The 16,529-nt window shown below is 54.5% G+C and carries 11 protein-coding genes; 6 read left to right on the top strand and 5 right to left on the bottom strand.

Going from position 1 to position 16,529, the window contains the following annotated elements; genetic code table 11:
- Positions 1-116: 116 nt before the first annotated feature.
- The 3 genes from JHD62_RS05865 to JHD62_RS05875 form a co-directional block, all read right to left on the bottom strand.
- Positions 117-650: a hypothetical protein gene (locus JHD62_RS05865; protein WP_199102142.1), complete on the bottom strand. Its 534-nt coding sequence runs from the start codon at positions 648-650 to the stop codon at positions 117-119.
- 365 nt (positions 651-1,015) lie between these two features.
- The gene (locus JHD62_RS05870; protein WP_199102143.1) at positions 1,016-1,705 is read right to left on the bottom strand and encodes an aspartate/glutamate racemase family protein; all 690 of its coding nucleotides are present in this window, start codon (positions 1,703-1,705) and stop codon (positions 1,016-1,018) included.
- Between the two features lie 225 nt (positions 1,706-1,930).
- Positions 1,931-4,237 (bottom strand): P-loop NTPase fold protein, encoded by a 2,307-nt coding sequence (locus tag JHD62_RS05875; RefSeq protein WP_233160668.1) that lies wholly within the window; start codon positions 4,235-4,237, stop codon positions 1,931-1,933.
- Between the two features lie 544 nt (positions 4,238-4,781).
- Between JHD62_RS05875 and JHD62_RS05880 the strand changes: the two genes are divergently transcribed.
- From JHD62_RS05880 to JHD62_RS05895, 4 genes are all read left to right on the top strand, one after another.
- Complete coding sequence (locus JHD62_RS05880) at positions 4,782-5,738, top strand: DUF932 domain-containing protein (protein WP_199102145.1); 957 nt, start codon at positions 4,782-4,784, stop codon at positions 5,736-5,738.
- A 5-nt stretch (positions 5,739-5,743) separates the two neighbouring features.
- Complete coding sequence (locus tag JHD62_RS05885; RefSeq protein ID WP_199102146.1) at positions 5,744-6,205, top strand: hypothetical protein; 462 nt, start codon at positions 5,744-5,746, stop codon at positions 6,203-6,205.
- 175 nt (positions 6,206-6,380) lie between these two features.
- Positions 6,381-7,364, top strand: a complete 984-nt coding sequence (locus JHD62_RS05890; RefSeq protein ID WP_199102147.1) for a YqaJ viral recombinase family protein — start codon at positions 6,381-6,383, stop codon at positions 7,362-7,364.
- Entirely contained in the window at positions 7,361-8,257 is an 897-nt protein-coding gene (locus tag JHD62_RS05895) for a hypothetical protein (RefSeq protein WP_199102148.1), read from the top strand. The genes JHD62_RS05890 and JHD62_RS05895 overlap by 4 nt, the downstream gene beginning before the upstream one ends.
- Here JHD62_RS05895 and JHD62_RS05900 read toward each other — a convergent pair.
- Entirely contained in the window at positions 8,244-8,594 is a 351-nt protein-coding gene (locus JHD62_RS05900; protein ID WP_199102149.1) for a helix-turn-helix domain-containing protein, read from the bottom strand. The genes JHD62_RS05895 and JHD62_RS05900 overlap by 14 nt on opposite strands.
- A gap of 131 nt (positions 8,595-8,725) precedes the next feature.
- On the opposite strand from JHD62_RS05900, the gene JHD62_RS05905 reads away from it, so the two are divergent.
- Together JHD62_RS05905 and JHD62_RS05910 are read left to right on the top strand one after the other, a co-directional pair.
- Positions 8,726-9,379 carry a hypothetical protein gene (locus JHD62_RS05905; protein WP_199102150.1) on the top strand — a complete coding sequence of 218 codons (654 nt, stop codon included), beginning with the start codon at positions 8,726-8,728 and terminating at the stop codon, positions 9,377-9,379.
- Between the two features lie 79 nt (positions 9,380-9,458).
- Positions 9,459-10,343: a GTPase family protein gene (locus JHD62_RS05910; RefSeq protein ID WP_199102151.1), complete on the top strand. Its 885-nt coding sequence runs from the start codon at positions 9,459-9,461 to the stop codon at positions 10,341-10,343.
- A gap of 288 nt (positions 10,344-10,631) precedes the next feature.
- Here the strand turns inward: JHD62_RS05910 and JHD62_RS05915 are convergent, their stop codons facing one another.
- Positions 10,632-16,511, bottom strand: coding sequence for a DEAD/DEAH box helicase (locus JHD62_RS05915; RefSeq protein WP_199102152.1), 5,880 nt, complete (start codon positions 16,509-16,511; stop codon positions 10,632-10,634).
- Positions 16,512-16,529: the final 18 nt, after the last annotated feature.

Raw genomic sequence — 16,529 nt, forward strand, 5'->3', positions numbered from 1 at the left:
TCCAACATCTTGCTGTTACTAATCTCTAACTAAGAGTAGTGGATTTTCCACCGTAAGAGTGCAGGCTGCATGTATTGCAAGGCGTGATGTATGAAGTAATAGAAAACGAAATATCGCTACAACTCTGATGTTTGAGTAGTTGATGGCAAGAGAGGATAAGACCCGATCTCATTGGCAAGGTCGATAAGTTTTACATGCCGAATCCAGATGGAAGGATCAACGTATTGGCTATACTTTCCAAATATAAAATGATGCTGAACGTCTGGCTTTAACATTGATTCCTTTAGCTCCAGCGCACTCCACAGATCAATGCGAGGATCAATACTTTCAGCGGGAAGTGAGTACAATATAGCCAGCCTGGCTTGTAGGTAAAGAGCAATATCTTTTGCTTTTTCTGACTCGAATGCTGAGTTGCTAAATATTGAACACTCAACTTGCTTTTGTAGATTTTCTCTTATTCTTCTTTTTTTACTCCACAGATGATAAAAGCTTATGAAGAGAATGAGTGCTATATTTAGCCCGCTATATATGAGTATGCAATTGACTGCCTCAACTTTCAGCCGGAATGAGTAGTAAAAATAAACAGCAGAAAATGCAATAAAAGCAAGTGCAAGTGACAAAATTTTGATGGCTGATTTTACCATATCCATTACGGGCAGACCTCTTGAATCACTAGCTATTTGCGTGATGCATCTGATTCATTGCTTATTTAGCCGCACGCTTTAGCCAGCTTCCATCAATCAAGCTTTCAATAAACATTTTCGACGAAATAATAGTCACAGGCATTTACTTACCATTTCAATTTCAACTTACACATTGACTGCAATCGACCCAAAGTAGTTATTTTGTTCTCTATCCCCACACCATCCTATAGCTGAGCATGAGCGGGCTATGTGTCCATGGAACAGTTCCTACTGGATGCACTCCAATACATCGCGGCTACCACGTTCTAACTAAGAGTAGTGCTTTTCCATCTAAAAGAGCACAGGCTGCATGTGGCAAGATGTGATGTATGTTACGAAAGTGCAAACTCGACCGCAGCACGGGCATGAATTCTGGTTGTATCAAAAATCGGAACTGCAACATCCGTTTGGCTTAATAACAGCGGGATTTCGGTACAGCCAAAGACGATACCTTTAGCTCCACGATTGATGAGCTGCTGAATGATCTCCAGATAGGCAACTCTGGTTGCTGTGGAAGTGATGCCGCGGCCAAGTTCGTCCTTCAGCGTTTGCTGGATAAAATTACGGGTTTCCTGCTGTTCAGGGATTAATGTTTCTATTCCATATTGCTGCAGCTGATCCCTAAAAAACGGTAACTCCATCGTGAATTTTGTGCCAATCAGACCAATGGTTTGTACACGCTGCTGAGATATTTCCTGCGCTGTGACGGTAGCAATGTGAATGATGGGTAGTTCCACTGCGGCTTCTAATCTATCGGCAACAACATGCGCCGTGTTAGCGCACAAGACAATTGCTTCGGCACCGGCAGCCTTTAAATGTGTACAACCCTTGAGTAGCACAGCATAGGTTCGCTCCCAATCGTCCCATCCGTAGCGCTGAATTTCATTGAAGTTCAAAGAATATAGTACACATTCGGCAAAGTTGAGTCCACCAAGCTCAGCGTTTACGCCTTCATTGATATGTCGATAATAATCCAACGTTGAAACCCAGCTTAAACCACCCAGCAGGCCAATTTTTTTCATCTGTACCTTCTCAATGATTGATGAGGAACAACACCTACAGTAGCGATTGTTGTTTGCTTCGGCTGAATGCTTGGCGGGGGCATCCGGTGTCTATCCGAAAATGGCAACTCTGCGTATCCCGCATGACTGCTCCTGGCCGATAGCTGCCATCGTATCACAATGGCATGATTGACCAGTTTGGCCGAACAGCACCTTTTGTCGTTAGCAATGTGGGAAACACCCTCTTCACTCAAGCCACTTTTCAAGAGATCTATGCAACGTTTGTAGAGCCTCTTCGTGGTTGGGGAATTCTGCAAATTTGATCGCATCACACTTATCTTTCGCTACATCAAGACCAATGAAGTCATCGATAGTCTCTCGGTTAAAACTGAAATGTGGTGTGGATACTCGATCTCCAAGCGAGTGAACAGTGCCTCGACTCATGATGCTAGAAACGATGCTTGCGAAGCCCTGATCGGTTCGTATTGCTTTCATCAGCCACTCTCGAGGTTCATCCAATGATCCCGAATAGTCCCGCCACCGGTAGAGCAGGGCTGCGAGACCAGGTACCGCGATTAGAGCATCTCCGTTTGCCGCCAGACTCCTAATCTGTAGTAGCCATTCGGCCTTCATCGCCTCAACGGTATCAACGTCCAGTGCCGGATCGAAGGCATTGCCCTCCTTCTGATCCGCAGGATCGTTAAGATGTATCAGGATTGAAGCAATTGACAATCCCTTGGTCTGGCGGAGAGCCTCTAGTACCAAACCACTTCTTTTCTCCTGCGGGATCCGCTTTAGGAACCAGCTCGTCGCTCTCCATGCCGAAATCCAAGGTGAACTGAAGAAATCGGCTTTCCCCTGACTAACGAGTTTCTGGGCAATCTCAAACATTCCTGGTAGTAATACTGCGGCATTCTCCACTGGGAGGCGGTCAACTGACTCGTCCAGCCTCGCGACAAGCGAGAGTAGTAGGCCATCGTTCTCTATTTCTGCAATCGCGATAGTAAGCTGATCCTCAGTTTTGGTCTGTTCGAGAAAACTGACAAAACGACTTTCCGATATTTCGCCAACTGCTGTTTGGAGTTCGAAGTAACGCGGGAAGTAGCGAGAAGAACATACCCGTTTTTCGGTTAACCAATTGTTTCGGAAACCATCTGCGTAGTTCACTCCTCCGAAGGCCCATTCGAGAGGCGGGAACAGTTCCTTTAGTGCATCCCGGGCGATGACGCGGCGCTCCTCCGACACAATACTTAGAAGTCGCTCGGCAACTACTTTGTCTGCATCCCGTCCGGCATAGCCGTGGAAGCGATGTTCCTGAAGCACCAGCTCCCTTTCACAGAACAACTCCTCGTGAAGGTCAGGCTCGAAGACCCGGAGTGCCTCAAGGAGAAGGAAATCAACAATATTCACCTCAAACACCTCGCCAGACACATGCAATGGCATATGCACTGAGATGGATGAGATTAGTCGGCGAGCGTCACGCATGTTACGCAGCAGTGGCTGAATACAACCAACGAGGGCATTGCCCCAGCGTCTTTGTGAGAACCCGTTCTCTTCGGTTGCATAGACCCCGGCTAACTCAGAGAGCTCTTCGCCGAATATACGATGCACTATCGATACGGGAACCGCCGGCAAGTCGAAGTTAGCCTGTACAATTTTTTCTAGGAACGCGCGGCCGTCGTCATCGGCGACCGGATCGAGAGCCCGCTCTACGATACTAGGCTGGAATAGTAAGACAAAGACGATGTTGGGTAGATTAGCGTTTGCTTTTACCTGCCGTAAGAGCAACCGAATCTGCTCGGGCTCAAGTCGATCGATATCGTCGACAAATACGACCAGTGGCCGGTCAAGTTCACGAAGCCGATCCTCCAAAGCTTCTCGTACCTTGCCGAGTGGTTCGTTGCCACGGTCGCGCCCGAGAAATGACAGCACGCGTCCCAGCAGGGATGTGCAGACTGAGAGGGCAGCGAGAGTAGCCCCCAACTTTGCAACTGTCGGTAAGTCGAAACCTATGGCTGAAGCGACAGCGATTACCGAAACGTTCGTCAGGATCAACGAAATGAGATGGTTCGAATCCCCGGCCTTCTTGAGCGGAGTACTTACCCCAGAGAGAATTGCACTGTAGCGTCTTAATGCTTCTGCTCGAGCAAGTGCTGATTTCGAATGTTCTCCCCCGAGACGATCTGCTATCTGGCCGAAGAGGGCGCGAGTAATCGTGTCGCCATCGCCCCACTGCCAAGGATTGAAGTCAAGCCAGTCTGCTCCGTCGCTGGCGTCAAGCTTCTCAGTGATCAGGTTTTTAAGCGAGGACTTGCCGAAGCCCCATCCTCCGCGGATCGCAAACACCCGACCCTCCCGTAGACTGAGCTCCGAAAGCACGATAGCGATGCGGTCCGCGAAGCTAGTCCTCCTTAGGCGATCCTCGGACGATTTCCGGATTGGTGCTTCCGCCCCGATCCCGCCATCTGGGTGTTCTACTCTTGAAGTCTGTGCACTTTTCCTTGCTCGGCGACGGGCAAACCATACAGACAGACGTACTAGTAGCCTAGTCATCGCAAAATAGCTCCCATCGGGGTGTCAGCTCCCGTAAAGTTGCGGTTCATTTGCATTGACGTGGTATGCGACAGTTCGGACTTCGGGATAGAAACTCTCGAACATCTCTTGTCCTCTCTACCCCTAGAACAGCTTGCGATAAATATTTGGCACACAAATATCTCTCCGATAACCAAAAGTCATTTTTCATCCCAGCGTATACCATCTGCGAGCAGCGAAGTATCGGAAAAATGTTGAACGGATGGAAAGTTATAGTGATGGACAAGTTCGAATACTTGAACAGTCATTGCGGGAGATTGTTCCACTCAAATAGCGGTACGATTTGTCTTCGTGGCTCAAGTGGCAGCAGTGGGACGGTAGCAGTAATTCCGACCCTACAGATCCAACGACCGCTTCGGCCGAACATCCGCCGATCCGAAGAGAATGTAATCCAGATTTTTTCAGCCTTATATCACCCCCTTGAACCAGCACAGCGACACCCACTTCGGGTGTCCTTTATGCCCTGGCCTCCGTTTTGACGGGGCCATTTTCATTGGAGTGATCTATGTCCCATCTCATCGAATCCATGGCTTTTGTCGGGGCCACGCCCTGGCATGGTCTGGGCAATCCACTGTCACCACAGCAGCCACTGGATGTGTGGCTGACTGAAGCCGGTATGGACTGGCGTATCGAGCAGAGTGATGTCTTGTTCAATGTGGCCGCTGACGGCATGCACATCCGGCCCTTTGCCGATGCCAAGGTGCTGTATCGCTCGGATTCCTTGGCACCGCTCTCGGTGGTGTCGCCGCGTTACAAGGTAGTCCAGCCCTCTGAAGTACTGGAGTTCTATCGCGACCTGGTCAGTGCCGGTGGTTTTGAGCTGGAAACCGCTGGCGTATTGAAGGGTGGCCGCAAGCTGTGGGCACTGGCCAAGACTGGCCAGGAAGCTCTACTCAAGGGAGGGGATCGAGTCAAAGCCTATCTGCTGCTGGCCACCAGTTGTGACGGCACGCTGTGCACCACCGCCCAGTTCACCTCGGTACGGGTGGTGTGTAATAACACCCTGCAGATGGCGGTGAAGGACAGAACCGGTGCGGTGAAAGTGCCCCACTCCACCGTGTTTGATCCGCAGTCCGTGAAGGAAGCACTGGGGCTTGGTCTGTCGGCTTGGGACCGCTTCATCGGCAACATCAAGCAGTTGTCACAGCGCACGGTCTCGCCGGAAGAAGCGTGTCAGTTCTTCCGTGAAGTACTGGATGAGCCATTGGTGGAAGGCACGGAGGATGCGGTGACCTCGAAAGCACTACAGCAGGTATCGGCACTGTATAGCGGTGGGGGCATGGGTTCACTGTTGGCCGGGACCAAGGGAACGGCCTGGGGACTGGTCAATGCCATGACCGAATATGTGGATCATCGCCGTCGTGCCCGTAGCCAGGACTACCGGCTGGATTCCGCCTGGTTCGGTCAGGGTGCCCAGCTCAAGGGCAAGGCGCTGGAGCATGCACTGGCCTTGGTGGAGTAAGAGCCATGGCCTCCGTGCAATCCATTGCCTTGACGGCAGCCTGTCTGACGGCAGGAATGCGGGACTTCTGTACCTGGAACGGCTTGGGTGTGGCATACGACGGCCCCGATGCCGAGCGCAGTCTGTTGGTCATCTGGGGTGCTGGCTGCCTGGAACTCCATGCCGAACTGGTGCAGTACGCACCGATGGTGGCGGCACTGGCTGACACCCTGTACGACCAGCTGGATCAAGGCGCACCCGGGGTGTGGCATTACGAAGTAACCGAAGCACTGGGTAGTGCCATCGCAGAATGGATCGTGCTGCATGATGGCCTAGCCCCTTCCCTCGATTGGGTCAAAGCCTGTCTGGTGCGCTTGGCCGGGGAGTTCATGTTGCGTGGACAACCACAACAGTGGCCTGCCATCCGGCAGATCTTGCTGACGCTCTCCCCTGAGCTGCCGGTGATTGTGCCGGTGGCCCCATCGTGAACCCGTTACTGGTCTGATTTGTACCTGCTGATTCTGTCTTGCCCTTCTGCCTGATTCCCGTTTGTCGCTTTGCTCTGCTGTCACTTCTCTCGTTTCTGCTCATCCCTGTTTATTTCATCCATTGCCCGGTCAGCCTTGCTGCCGGGCTTTATGCCTTTATAAGGAGTGTTTCGCCATGGCTGAACGCTACGCACAGGCCATTCGTCTGGCCTCGACCTTGAAATTGTCTCGTGATGAATGGCTGCGTATCCGGCAGCTAGGCATTGGTTCGTCCGATGCTGCCCCGGCGATTGGGCTGTCGCCATACAAGTGCCCCTTGTCCTTGTGGCTGGAGAAGACCGGTCGCAAGGAGCCGGAAGATCTGTCGGAGAAGGAAGCTGTGATCTGGGGCACGATTCTGGAACCCATCCTAGCCCGGGTGTATGCCGAGCGTACCGGTCGCAAGGTACGCCGGGTGAATGCAGTACTGCAGCACCCGATACACCGTTTCATGCTGGCCAATCTGGACCGGGAGGTGCGTTGTCCAGAGGAAGGCTGGGGCATCCTGGAGATCAAGACCGCCAGTTATCACTCTGCCCCGCAGTGGGAGGAAGGTATTCCTGTTGCCTATCAATGCCAGGTACTGCATCAGCTCGCAGTTACCGGACACGATTGGGCCGATGTGGCCGTGCTGATCGGTGGTCAGGATTTCCGGATCTATCGGGTCAATCGGGATGAGGACAAGATTGCTGATCTGATCGCTCGCGAAACGGTGTTCTGGCAACACGTGCTGATGGACACCCAGCCGGCACCGGATGGTTCAGATGATGCAGGTGCTGCACTGTCCTGGCTGTTCCCGCGTGATGATGGCCAGACCATCGACCTGTCGGAATCGATTGAGGGCAACCGGCTGTTCTCTGCCTTGTTGGCCGAACGTCAGAGGAAGGAGGACGCTGAAGCCCGGGAGGCGGCCATCCGCCAGCAGATCCAGAACGTGTTGGGCCATGCCTCTGCCGCCGTGTTCCAATCGGGCCGTATCACCTGGAAGCGTTCCAAGGATCGCTTTGCACCGGATGTAGAACGCCTGTCGCAAGACCACCCCACCCTGCTCGCCCAGTACAGCAAGTCCATTGCCGGCTCCCGGCGCTTTGTCATTCAGACTGAAAGGAAATCAGCATGATCAAAGGTCTAGCCATTACTCCGCCCGTGATTGGGCGTATCAGCATTGGCAAGCTGGTCCAGAAACAAGAACGCTGGCTGCCGGAGAAGGACGACAGCTTTTCACTCACCACCCAAGTACAGAGCCGGGATGGCTGGTTGCTGCACCCCTTGCACCAGGCCCTGTCGGAGCAGGCACAGAACGGCAAGATCCGCGCTATTCCAATCCAACTGCTGTTCAACGACAGTGAGCTAAACCTGCGTGCCGAATACAGTGCCTTCGACCGGAGTAACGGACGACCAGTGTGTGTCGGTAACGGAGAGACAGCACGACGGGTCACCAGTCAGGGGATGGAAGAGATTGGCTGTGCCGGACCAGACCGCTGTCCGCTGGCCAAAGAGCTGGGCTGCAAGCTGTACGGTCGCCTGAACGTACAAGTGGAGGGTCAGCAGGATGAACTGGGCAGCTTCATTTTCCGCACCACCGGCTACAACTCGGTACGAACCTTGGCAGCACGCTTGAAATATTACGAAGCAGCCAGTGGCGGTAACACCAAGCATCTACCGCTGCTGTTACGTCTACGCGCCAAGAGCACCACCCAGTCACACCGTACCCCGGTGTACTACGTGGATCTGACACTACGTGATGGCCAGACCTTGGCCGAAGCCGTCAGCACGGCACGCAAGGTAGCGGATGAACAACTGGAAGCCGGCATCGATACTGCTGAACTGGAACAAGCCGCCCGGCTATTGCTGCAGAACGGTCAGTTCGAAGATACCGAGGAGGAAGTACCGCAGCTGCTAGAAGAGTTTTATCCAGCAGTGGAAAGTGCTGGTGAACCGGAAGAGCAGCCAAAGGCCGTCTCTCGACCTACCCGGCTCACCTCCAAGTTGGGTGCAGTCAGGACGGCTTAGCCAGGCGATGAGTCAGTTGCTCCACCATCGCCAGCACCATCTCCCGATCTGCACTGTCCAGGCGGGCCAGCATCTGCGCCAGGTGCTGCGCCTGCTCTGCCGGGCGATTGCTGGACTCCACCAGCAAGGCGGAGGCATCACAGTTAAACAAGCTCGCCAGTTCCAGCAGGCGGGCTACCGTCGGCATCACCAGTCCCCGCTCCATCCGCGATACCGCTTCATTCCCGATCTCCAGTTGTGTTGCGACTTGCTCCTGGGTCAGTCCGGCTTCCTGCCGTCGTGCCGCAATCGCTTTGCCAATGCTCAGCGCCAGTGCATCCACCTTCGTCTTTGCCATCACATTCTCCATTCAACTTGAATGGTGGCAAATCACCCCATTGACATGAACATCCTTAAAAGATGAACATCATCTCATTGAGATGTTTTCAGACATTTCAGGATGACAAAATGCTTAACAAAGGAAATACCATGCAATCCAGACAGACACTACTCACCCTCCCCATCCTGCTGCTGGCCGGTGCCATGCTGACGGGGTGCAACTCGGATGCGCCTTCCTCCAGTGATGCACAACAAGTTGCGGAGGGTATTTTTGCCAGTTGCGACAACATGAAGGTCAAAGACTTTGAACGCGTGAACGGTATTCCGCAAAACGATGGCAGCTATTTGGTCCAGGTAAAATACACGGTACGCCTTACCCCGCCGGATAGCATCTCCAGCTATATGCGTGACACCTACCCCAAAACGCTGGCAGAACTGCAAGCCAAGGACAAGCGGCACGATGAATTGCGTGCCCAGTACACCGATCGCTTGCATGCCCTGGAAGCAGTCGAGCCGATGGCAACCACTCAAGAATTGGAAACCAAGTACCCAGACTTAGCCCAACTGAGTGCCCAAAGTGGAGAACTGATTAATGGGCCGCAATTGAACAGCTTTGTGAACAACACCATGAGCATGATTGAACGGAACATGGTAGATGCCTGCCCCAAGGTGAATCCCAATATAACCATGCGGATGGTCAATGTGCCGAAGCCACTGGAGAAGTTTGCCGGTGACGTCGATATCCCTTTCAACGATACCTACGCCATGATCAAGACCGACAACGGCTGGATGGCACGTCAGTAAGCCATCCCCCCTACATCAGCCAGCGCCCATCGCCGTCACCACGGGATGGGCGTTGTCGTTTCCAGATTTGGAGCAAACCATGATTTTTCCAATTAGCCATGGCGAGCAGATGCTCGCCTACCTCAGCAACACCCTCAACCTGCATGGCCAGGCTTTTACCCAGGCCCAACGCGAAGCGCTACAGGCGCGCATCGAACAGCTGGTCAACTATCAAGCCGTAGTCGGCATCATGGGCAAAACCGGGGGTGGTAAGTCCAGCTTGTGCAATGCCCTGTTCGGTCAGGAGATTGCTGAAGTGGATGACATTGCGGCCTGTACCCGCTACCCACAGGAATACACCCTGGCATATAAAAATGGGAAAGGGATTGCCTTGATCGACGTGCCTGGTGTCGGTGAAAGCATCGGTCGGGATCAGGAGTACACCGAGCTGTACCAACGGCTACTCCCAGAACTGGATCTGATCCTGTGGGTGGTCAAAGCCGATGACCGGGCCTTGGCCATTGACCAGCAGGTGTTCAACAACGTCATCCGTCCCTACCTGGAAGATCGGGACATCCCGGTACTGTTTGTGATCAGCCAGGTGGACAAAGTCGCCCCGTGTTGGGAATGGGACCACGAACGGCATCTGCCGAGCAGCACTCAACAGAGCAATCTGAGCCGCAAGCAGATCCAGCTATCCCAGACCTTCGACATCGCCCTCGACCACATCTGTGTTACCTCAGCCGAAGAAGGCTATGGCCTCACCGGCCTGGTCGAGCAGATCGTCACCCTGCTGCCGAATCAAAAAAAGTGGGCAATCGCCAGGGAAGCCAAGCCTGAGTATGTCTCGGGGAAGGCCTACCAGACGGCAAGCAAAGGACTGTGGGAAACCATCAAGCAAACTGCCACCACCATCCTGCGGGAAGGCTGGTCAGTGATCTCCAGCAAAGTGGAGGGCTGGCTGGACAAGCTGTTCAACTGGTAGGGCATAGTAGGCAAGGCTTCGGCCTTGCCTACTATGTTGTAGTGCTACGGGATTTCATTTTTTGGTTAAAACCATGGTAACGGGCAGCAATTCGGCTGAAACCAATGATTATCTTCCCACCTACGGACGACACGTTCCAAACCTAACACATGCCCCATGTGCCATAGGAAATCCATGTAACATTTTCGTTTGATAGAAGTACATCAGGTACGTTGCGGGTCGTTCCTTCCATCATAAAACGCTTTCATACGAACAGTTGAGAGCTGATAGTTCTACGGCTAGGAGCACTTAGCGTGCGGATAACGGCGAGGTCATTGCCTTGAGCGGACGGCGCTCCAAGTTAAAGGTGTCCACGAAACGCAGCTCTGGAGACCAATCGGCTCCCAGTACGTCGGACAGCACACTCGACTCGAGGCTCCAGAGCGGGTGAACGATCACATACCGCGTTTCGTGCCCACCCACCTGTTCGACGAGGTAAGGCAGTCCCGAATGAGGCAAGCGATCGGAGGTTAAGGTGCCAGGGCGCATCTGAGCGACGTTTTCTGCCAACCATTCGGCACGTGCACGCCAGCCGCTGATTTCAGGATAACGTACGTCCTGCGCCTCCAGCCCACATGCATAATGCGGAGTGCTCATGGAACGCAGGTAAGCTAGGCCCAGGTGCCAATCGAGGAGGCCGTGATAGCGACGATTTCCGAAACGCTGAATACAGCGGTAGCAGGAGGTGTGGCATTGCGCGGCATGATTGTTCTCCGCCGATACCTTGAGAAAGTCCACCAGGGGCCACTGATCGTGGTTTGTCAGTATATCGTCTAGGAGATCGAGGATCTTCGGCCGTAAGCCGCCCGGAATGGTTTCACCCAGGCGACGGCACAAGCCTGATCCATTGATCAGAGCATCGGCAATCTGCAGCATCGGCTTGCCGGAGCGCACCCGAGGCTCGAGCGCCTCGAACTCATCGGCGGACACATCGAGTTCAAGAGCAGCCCTTTGCACGAGGATTTGCGTTGCACTGATTGCAGCCGCGCGTGTCGGCAGATGAGCGTAAACGCCTCGTCGTGCCACGTGCGCCAAGTTCAGCCGAGGATCAAACTGGTCAAGCTCAAGATGGACTGAGTCTGTCTGCTTGCAGGAAATCAGACCAAATCGGGGCATGGGATCGCCGAATTTGCCCCAGCGCGTCTGCCCCCAGCTGCCAGTGCGCGCGCTCTTGAGCCAACCGGCCTCGAATGCCTGCGGCATTCCCTCTATTTGTGGGGACTTCTTGGATCCTGATGGCATCGGAACTTTCAGATCGAGCGCCTCTTCAATGAGGAAGCCCTCTCCTTCGCCTTCGATATTGGCGATGCCATCGTTCATCTGCATGATTGTGATATCGGCACCGTGCAGTACCGTGACATTCCCATGTTTCAGACTCTCGCCTGGATCCACCAGGGTCGCCATGCTGCGAACGGACATGCGTCCAACGTCTTCCTCGTCATCCTTCGGATTGAAGTCGGTTCGGAACCCAGCGGGCGTGACATAGCGCTTGAATTTCTCCGGCAGGATTTCTTCATGACAGTCATCGCACGGCAGGGGCGTTTGTGGCAGGGCATCGCTGCGTTTTGCTGAGCCGCAGGCCGCGCAGAGCGCCACATGAGTTTCGGTTTCATACCAGCGGGACAATACCTTAATCGATAAATCGTCCTTTTTGAAACTCTGCGGTGTCGACAGACTGCCGGTAAAGCCGACTACGCGATGCTTCTGCTTGTCCTTGATCTGGACTGAGCCTGGTGCATACTCGAAGACCGCAAGGTCAAGGTCGCGGTCCATGGTGGACCATTCGTAGTCCTCCTCTTTACCTGCCTTCACGGCGCGAAGGCCAAGGTACAGATTTCGAACACGAGTGGGCATGCCATACATGGGCAGCAAACCCCATTCGGCTAGGAAGCGGGCGAGTCCCATCTCCGAGTCGGGCGCGTACGGCCTGAGAGCTTCGATCTCTTTCATCAGACGATTGGTGTCCGAGTGCTCTAGAAGCCGATCGCGCTGATTCGGGTCAAAGGAGGCCGCAGCAATGAAACTATTGCGTTCAGCGATGGTATCGTTCAGGGCTTCGCACAAACGCTTTGGCCAGTCTGCTTCAGCGTCATGATAATAGTCATGAGTCGAGACATACTCACCGTGCACGTCAGGTGGCATGAGCAGGTCTCCTGGGTATACGTCACCGGCCTGGGCGCACTGGTCGCGCAAATGCTTAAACGCGGCGCGTAGCCAATTCTTACGCAGCAGCCGCAGCGGAATGGGGTCGTGACCTATCGCCAGGAAGGGCGGGGGCGGCGGATCGCCTGTGATCGCGTGTGGGTGCGCGAAGTAGTAGGCATCGTGACTGCGACCGCGGCAGAAGGTAATGACCAGTGAGAAGGCCTGACCGCGACGACCGGCCCGGCCTACCCGCTGTTGGTAGTTGAACCGCTGGGGTGGCATGTTGGCCTGGTACACGGTCTGCAAGGCCCCGATGTCGATCCCCACCTCCATGGTGGTGGTGACCGACAGCATGTCGATTTCCTGGGCGCGCTTCTGGATCTCGCTCTCGTCATCGACGAAGATCCCCTTGAACTTGCGCAAACGATCCGAGAAGTCGTCTGTTTGTCCTGTCAACTCCTCCACGCGCAACCGGAACCGGTTGACACCTTCATCTTGTCCACGAACGATGCGGCGGCCCAGGAAGTTCTTGCGCCACAACTCCGCCGCTTGGCCGTTTGGTTGCTCGTCTAAGATTTCCCCACAGCGAGTGCACTTACCCGGTCCACGATGGAGATGTACACGCTCGCAGTTGCCGCAGCGCCAGTAGGGATCGTTTTCCTTTGCGACCTTGAGGTAAAGCTTGCCGATATGAATCATGCCGCTCGGATGCCCAAGAGCTGAGAACTCGTTAAGAATGCCGCTCAGACCATCAGTTGCTGCATCGGCCCCGAACACGGTCTGGGCGAAGCGCTGCATGCGCTTGTTCTTGACATCCGACCCCGATACCCATTCATTCATGCGATCGCCATCGACGTACTTATTGTCTAAGACGCGATACGCTCCAGCAAACACACGTAGCCAAGCATCCAGACGATCCGCTGCTGCTTCATCCCCATCCATGATGGACGGATAGGCTAGGCCAGTCTCTTCCAACGCGAAGAACGTGTTAGCAAAAATGACGTCATCGATTAGTTCGTACTGACCGTCGAGAATCTCCTTATTGAGGCCTGCTTTCTGCGCGTCATTCAGCCTGTGAGAGTAAACGAGCCGATCTCCATTATCGGTAAACAGATCGTGCCAACGTTTCCCTTCGTAGGTTTTCTTGCCGACGCGATCGAACGGATGGATCCCCAGCGAGGCGAACTCTGCAGTGAGCGCGCCAATATCTGAGCCAGCACTACATTGCAACAATTTCCCGAGAGAAATTTTGCTGCTGTTTTTCTGCATGCCAGAGGCCTGTTGCTTGCTAAATTTCTCCGCAAGTTGAGCCATTTCCGCAAAATTACCAGCTTCATTAGCGGTAGCAGCAAGCTTTAGGAATTGCGCCGGATCAATCCAATCTTCATCAGCTTGCTTGGCCAGCATACGCGCGACAGTCACCAGTATTTCACGCCGAAGATCCCTCAGGTGCAGCGTTTCGATCTCTAGAGCTTGGTTGGCGGCATCCTGTCGGCTATCTGAGAAGACAATGCCTTTCGGCTCTGCACCGATCGCATGCAACAATTCGAACAGTTCCGTCGCCACCAACTGTGAGGTTTTGGTAACACCGGTACGGAAGGCGCGAATCGGTGAGCGCGAACGGGTTGAAACCGGCCGGTTCGAATAATCAGTGCCACATTTCGGACAGCAAAACGGCTGCGCCATCAAGGGGCTTGTCGGCTTGCCATTACGACCTTTCACCGCCGTCTCTGTCTGACGATACAGGTATCCGCCGATATGCCCTGGTGGCACAACTGAGCTAGTCGACACTAGGCCTGTCTCAGGGTTCAGAATGGCGGCATCCCAGGAATCGTAGTCCCGCTCAGAAAGAGACGGTTGAGTCCGTCGCGGCCAGAAGACCGCGAATTCGTCGAGCGTCATCTTGTCGTAGTATTCCGAGCCAACTTTCTCGGGCAGATTGTCGAGGTCGGCCGCCGACGGTAGTAGCTCTGTCACTGCGCAGTCTGCAACCTTCTGTCCACGCTGGCCGCCGATCAGCAGGTCACCGCAGGCCTCGCAGTAGAGCAACTCGAAGAGCCGACGACCGCGCCCCCCCTCAACTGGTGGCTTCGAGTGAGTTACACCGCGCTCCACAGTGAAGTCACCGAATACCGGAATAACACCGTCAGGCGTAACCGAGGCGAACAGCCCTTCGATATTGCGGATGAAGGTGTGGACGCGAAAGGCAGGCGTGGTGAACGAAACGCTTACTGGCCAAGCTTTCGACTCGGGTAGTGCACGCGCCAGCAGCAGGCCGCGCAGTGCCTTGTCCAGGTCGCAGGAACCAGACCGGAAGATGCGAGCAGCCATATCAGACGTGGATGTTGCTCGCACGTCGTCACCGTCACGGCAGGCTTGAGTAAGCACAGCCGCGGCCGCTTCAGCTAGCGCCTTGACCCGAACGCCTGCCTCGGTTATAGAGATGCCTAAGGCATAAGCAGCCTGTTCCACAGCCGGATTTATCGCTTCGGCGCTCAGGATCTTGTCGACAAAACCATCTTTGAGCTCTAGCGCCTTCTCAAGAAGGTCGACGAAAGGTTGCGCGTCGAGCTGCGTAGTGGAAAAGTCCGGAATATGCGGGCTGCCTGCCACAATGCAGTCATGCCAGAAATTTGGGGCGGTGGTGCCTGGGTCGGCAGCATGGCGGCTGGTGCCATAGGGCGCGAAAAGATCGCGCAGGTAGGCCAATGACTGTGGGCCTTGTTCGCCGTCAACTGGCAACGAGGCGGAGGAGGCTAATAGACGCAGCTTGTGTCGATGCCCTGGCTGGTCGAGCCCGAGCCGCTGGATGAGCGTTTTTACCAGGAAGGCTGTTTCTGTACCCGCCGATCCACGGATCAGGTGCAGTTCGTCAAAGACCAGGTAGAAATAGGCATCATCGTTGTTCAATAGCCAGTCACGAGTTTGAGTGAAGATCGGTTCCTCGACTTCACGCGAGAGCATAGTGCCAAGCATTGAGGCGTTAGTGACCAGGATGTCCGGCGCGGCCGCCTGCATGTCCCAGCGTGAAAGCATTTCTCCGCCGTCTACGGCAGGGAAGATGTAGCGGGTCTTTTCGGGCACCTCCTTCCCTTCGCGGTTTGCTGCTTCTTCTGCTTGGCCGTCGAAGGCGAGCGCTGCATCTTGATCGCACTTGAATCCCCGCATTGCTTCGCGTAGGCGTGCGATGCGCCGGGTGCGGCGCTGCTTTTCATCTTTGTTTTCGTCGATGCGCGGGTGGCATTCGAACCCGGTGACTGGCGTGGAACTGGTATATTGGCCAAAGAAGATTCGGTTGCCTTTGAAGCGCTCCTGCATCACTTCGCGTGCATCTTCGGAGTCGAGCGATTTGCGCAGGCGCTGCATCTGGTCCTCGACAAGGGCGTTCATGGGGTAAATCACCAAGGCCCTGACCGCACTTGGGCGGTTTTCACCCTGCCGTCGCGCCGACCATTGCGTCTTATCCTCCTGCCACCAATCCTTTTGCAGATAGTCTGCGCGGGGTGCATTCCACGTCACTGCTTCATTGGAGATCGCAGCAAGCACCGGCAGCATGAAGCTTTCGGTTTTACCGCTGCCGGTACGCGATGTGACAATGCCCGGCATGCCCGGCAGCAGGCCGCGTTTAAGCATTTCGACCTGGTGGTTGTAGGGCGCATAGTTGGATTTTCGACGGATCTCACCCTCGCATCGTTTACCGTCGAACAGTCCGGAAAGAGCCAGCTCGACAAAAGCTCGTTTGCCTTCTTTGGTCATCGGTGCGAGTGGGCCGTCATCACGTTGGGCCAGTTGCTCGAGGTTCTCTTGATACGATTCGTATCGCAGCACCGGTTCAATGAACGGCTCGGTGGCAAGTACGTCGACAGTCTCCAATAGGTTACGCCGGGCCGCAGCGGCTTCCTTGTTGGAGATGCGGAAACTGGTCTCAACATAGTTGATGACGAAATCTCGGATGCGGTGGAAGCCACCTATTGGATCTAGCACTGATTCGTCTCCTTATGA

The sequence above is a fragment of the Aquitalea sp. ASV11 genome (assembly GCF_016429185.1).
Taxonomy (GTDB): domain Bacteria; phylum Pseudomonadota; class Gammaproteobacteria; order Burkholderiales; family Chromobacteriaceae; genus Aquitalea; species Aquitalea pelogenes.

Excerpts from the sequence above, each read along its gene's own strand:
- JHD62_RS05875 (WP_233160668.1), bottom strand. The coding sequence starts at position 4,237 with ATGACTAGGCTACTAGTACGTCTGTCTGTATGGTTTGCCCGTCGCCGA.
- JHD62_RS05870 (WP_199102143.1), bottom strand. The coding sequence starts at position 1,705 with ATGAAAAAAATTGGCCTGCTGGGTGGTTTAAGCTGGGTTTCAACGTTG.
- JHD62_RS05905 (WP_199102150.1), top strand. The coding sequence starts at position 8,726 with ATGCAATCCAGACAGACACTACTCACCCTCCCCATCCTGCTGCTGGCC.
- JHD62_RS05880 (WP_199102145.1), top strand. The coding sequence starts at position 4,782 with ATGTCCCATCTCATCGAATCCATGGCTTTTGTCGGGGCCACGCCCTGG.
- JHD62_RS05890 (WP_199102147.1), top strand. The coding sequence starts at position 6,381 with ATGGCTGAACGCTACGCACAGGCCATTCGTCTGGCCTCGACCTTGAAA.
- JHD62_RS05865 (WP_199102142.1), bottom strand. The coding sequence starts at position 650 with ATGGATATGGTAAAATCAGCCATCAAAATTTTGTCACTTGCACTTGCT.
- JHD62_RS05895 (WP_199102148.1), top strand. The coding sequence starts at position 7,361 with ATGATCAAAGGTCTAGCCATTACTCCGCCCGTGATTGGGCGTATCAGC.
- JHD62_RS05910 (WP_199102151.1), top strand. The coding sequence starts at position 9,459 with ATGATTTTTCCAATTAGCCATGGCGAGCAGATGCTCGCCTACCTCAGC.
- JHD62_RS05885 (WP_199102146.1), top strand. The coding sequence starts at position 5,744 with ATGGCCTCCGTGCAATCCATTGCCTTGACGGCAGCCTGTCTGACGGCA.
- JHD62_RS05900 (WP_199102149.1), bottom strand. The coding sequence starts at position 8,594 with ATGGCAAAGACGAAGGTGGATGCACTGGCGCTGAGCATTGGCAAAGCG.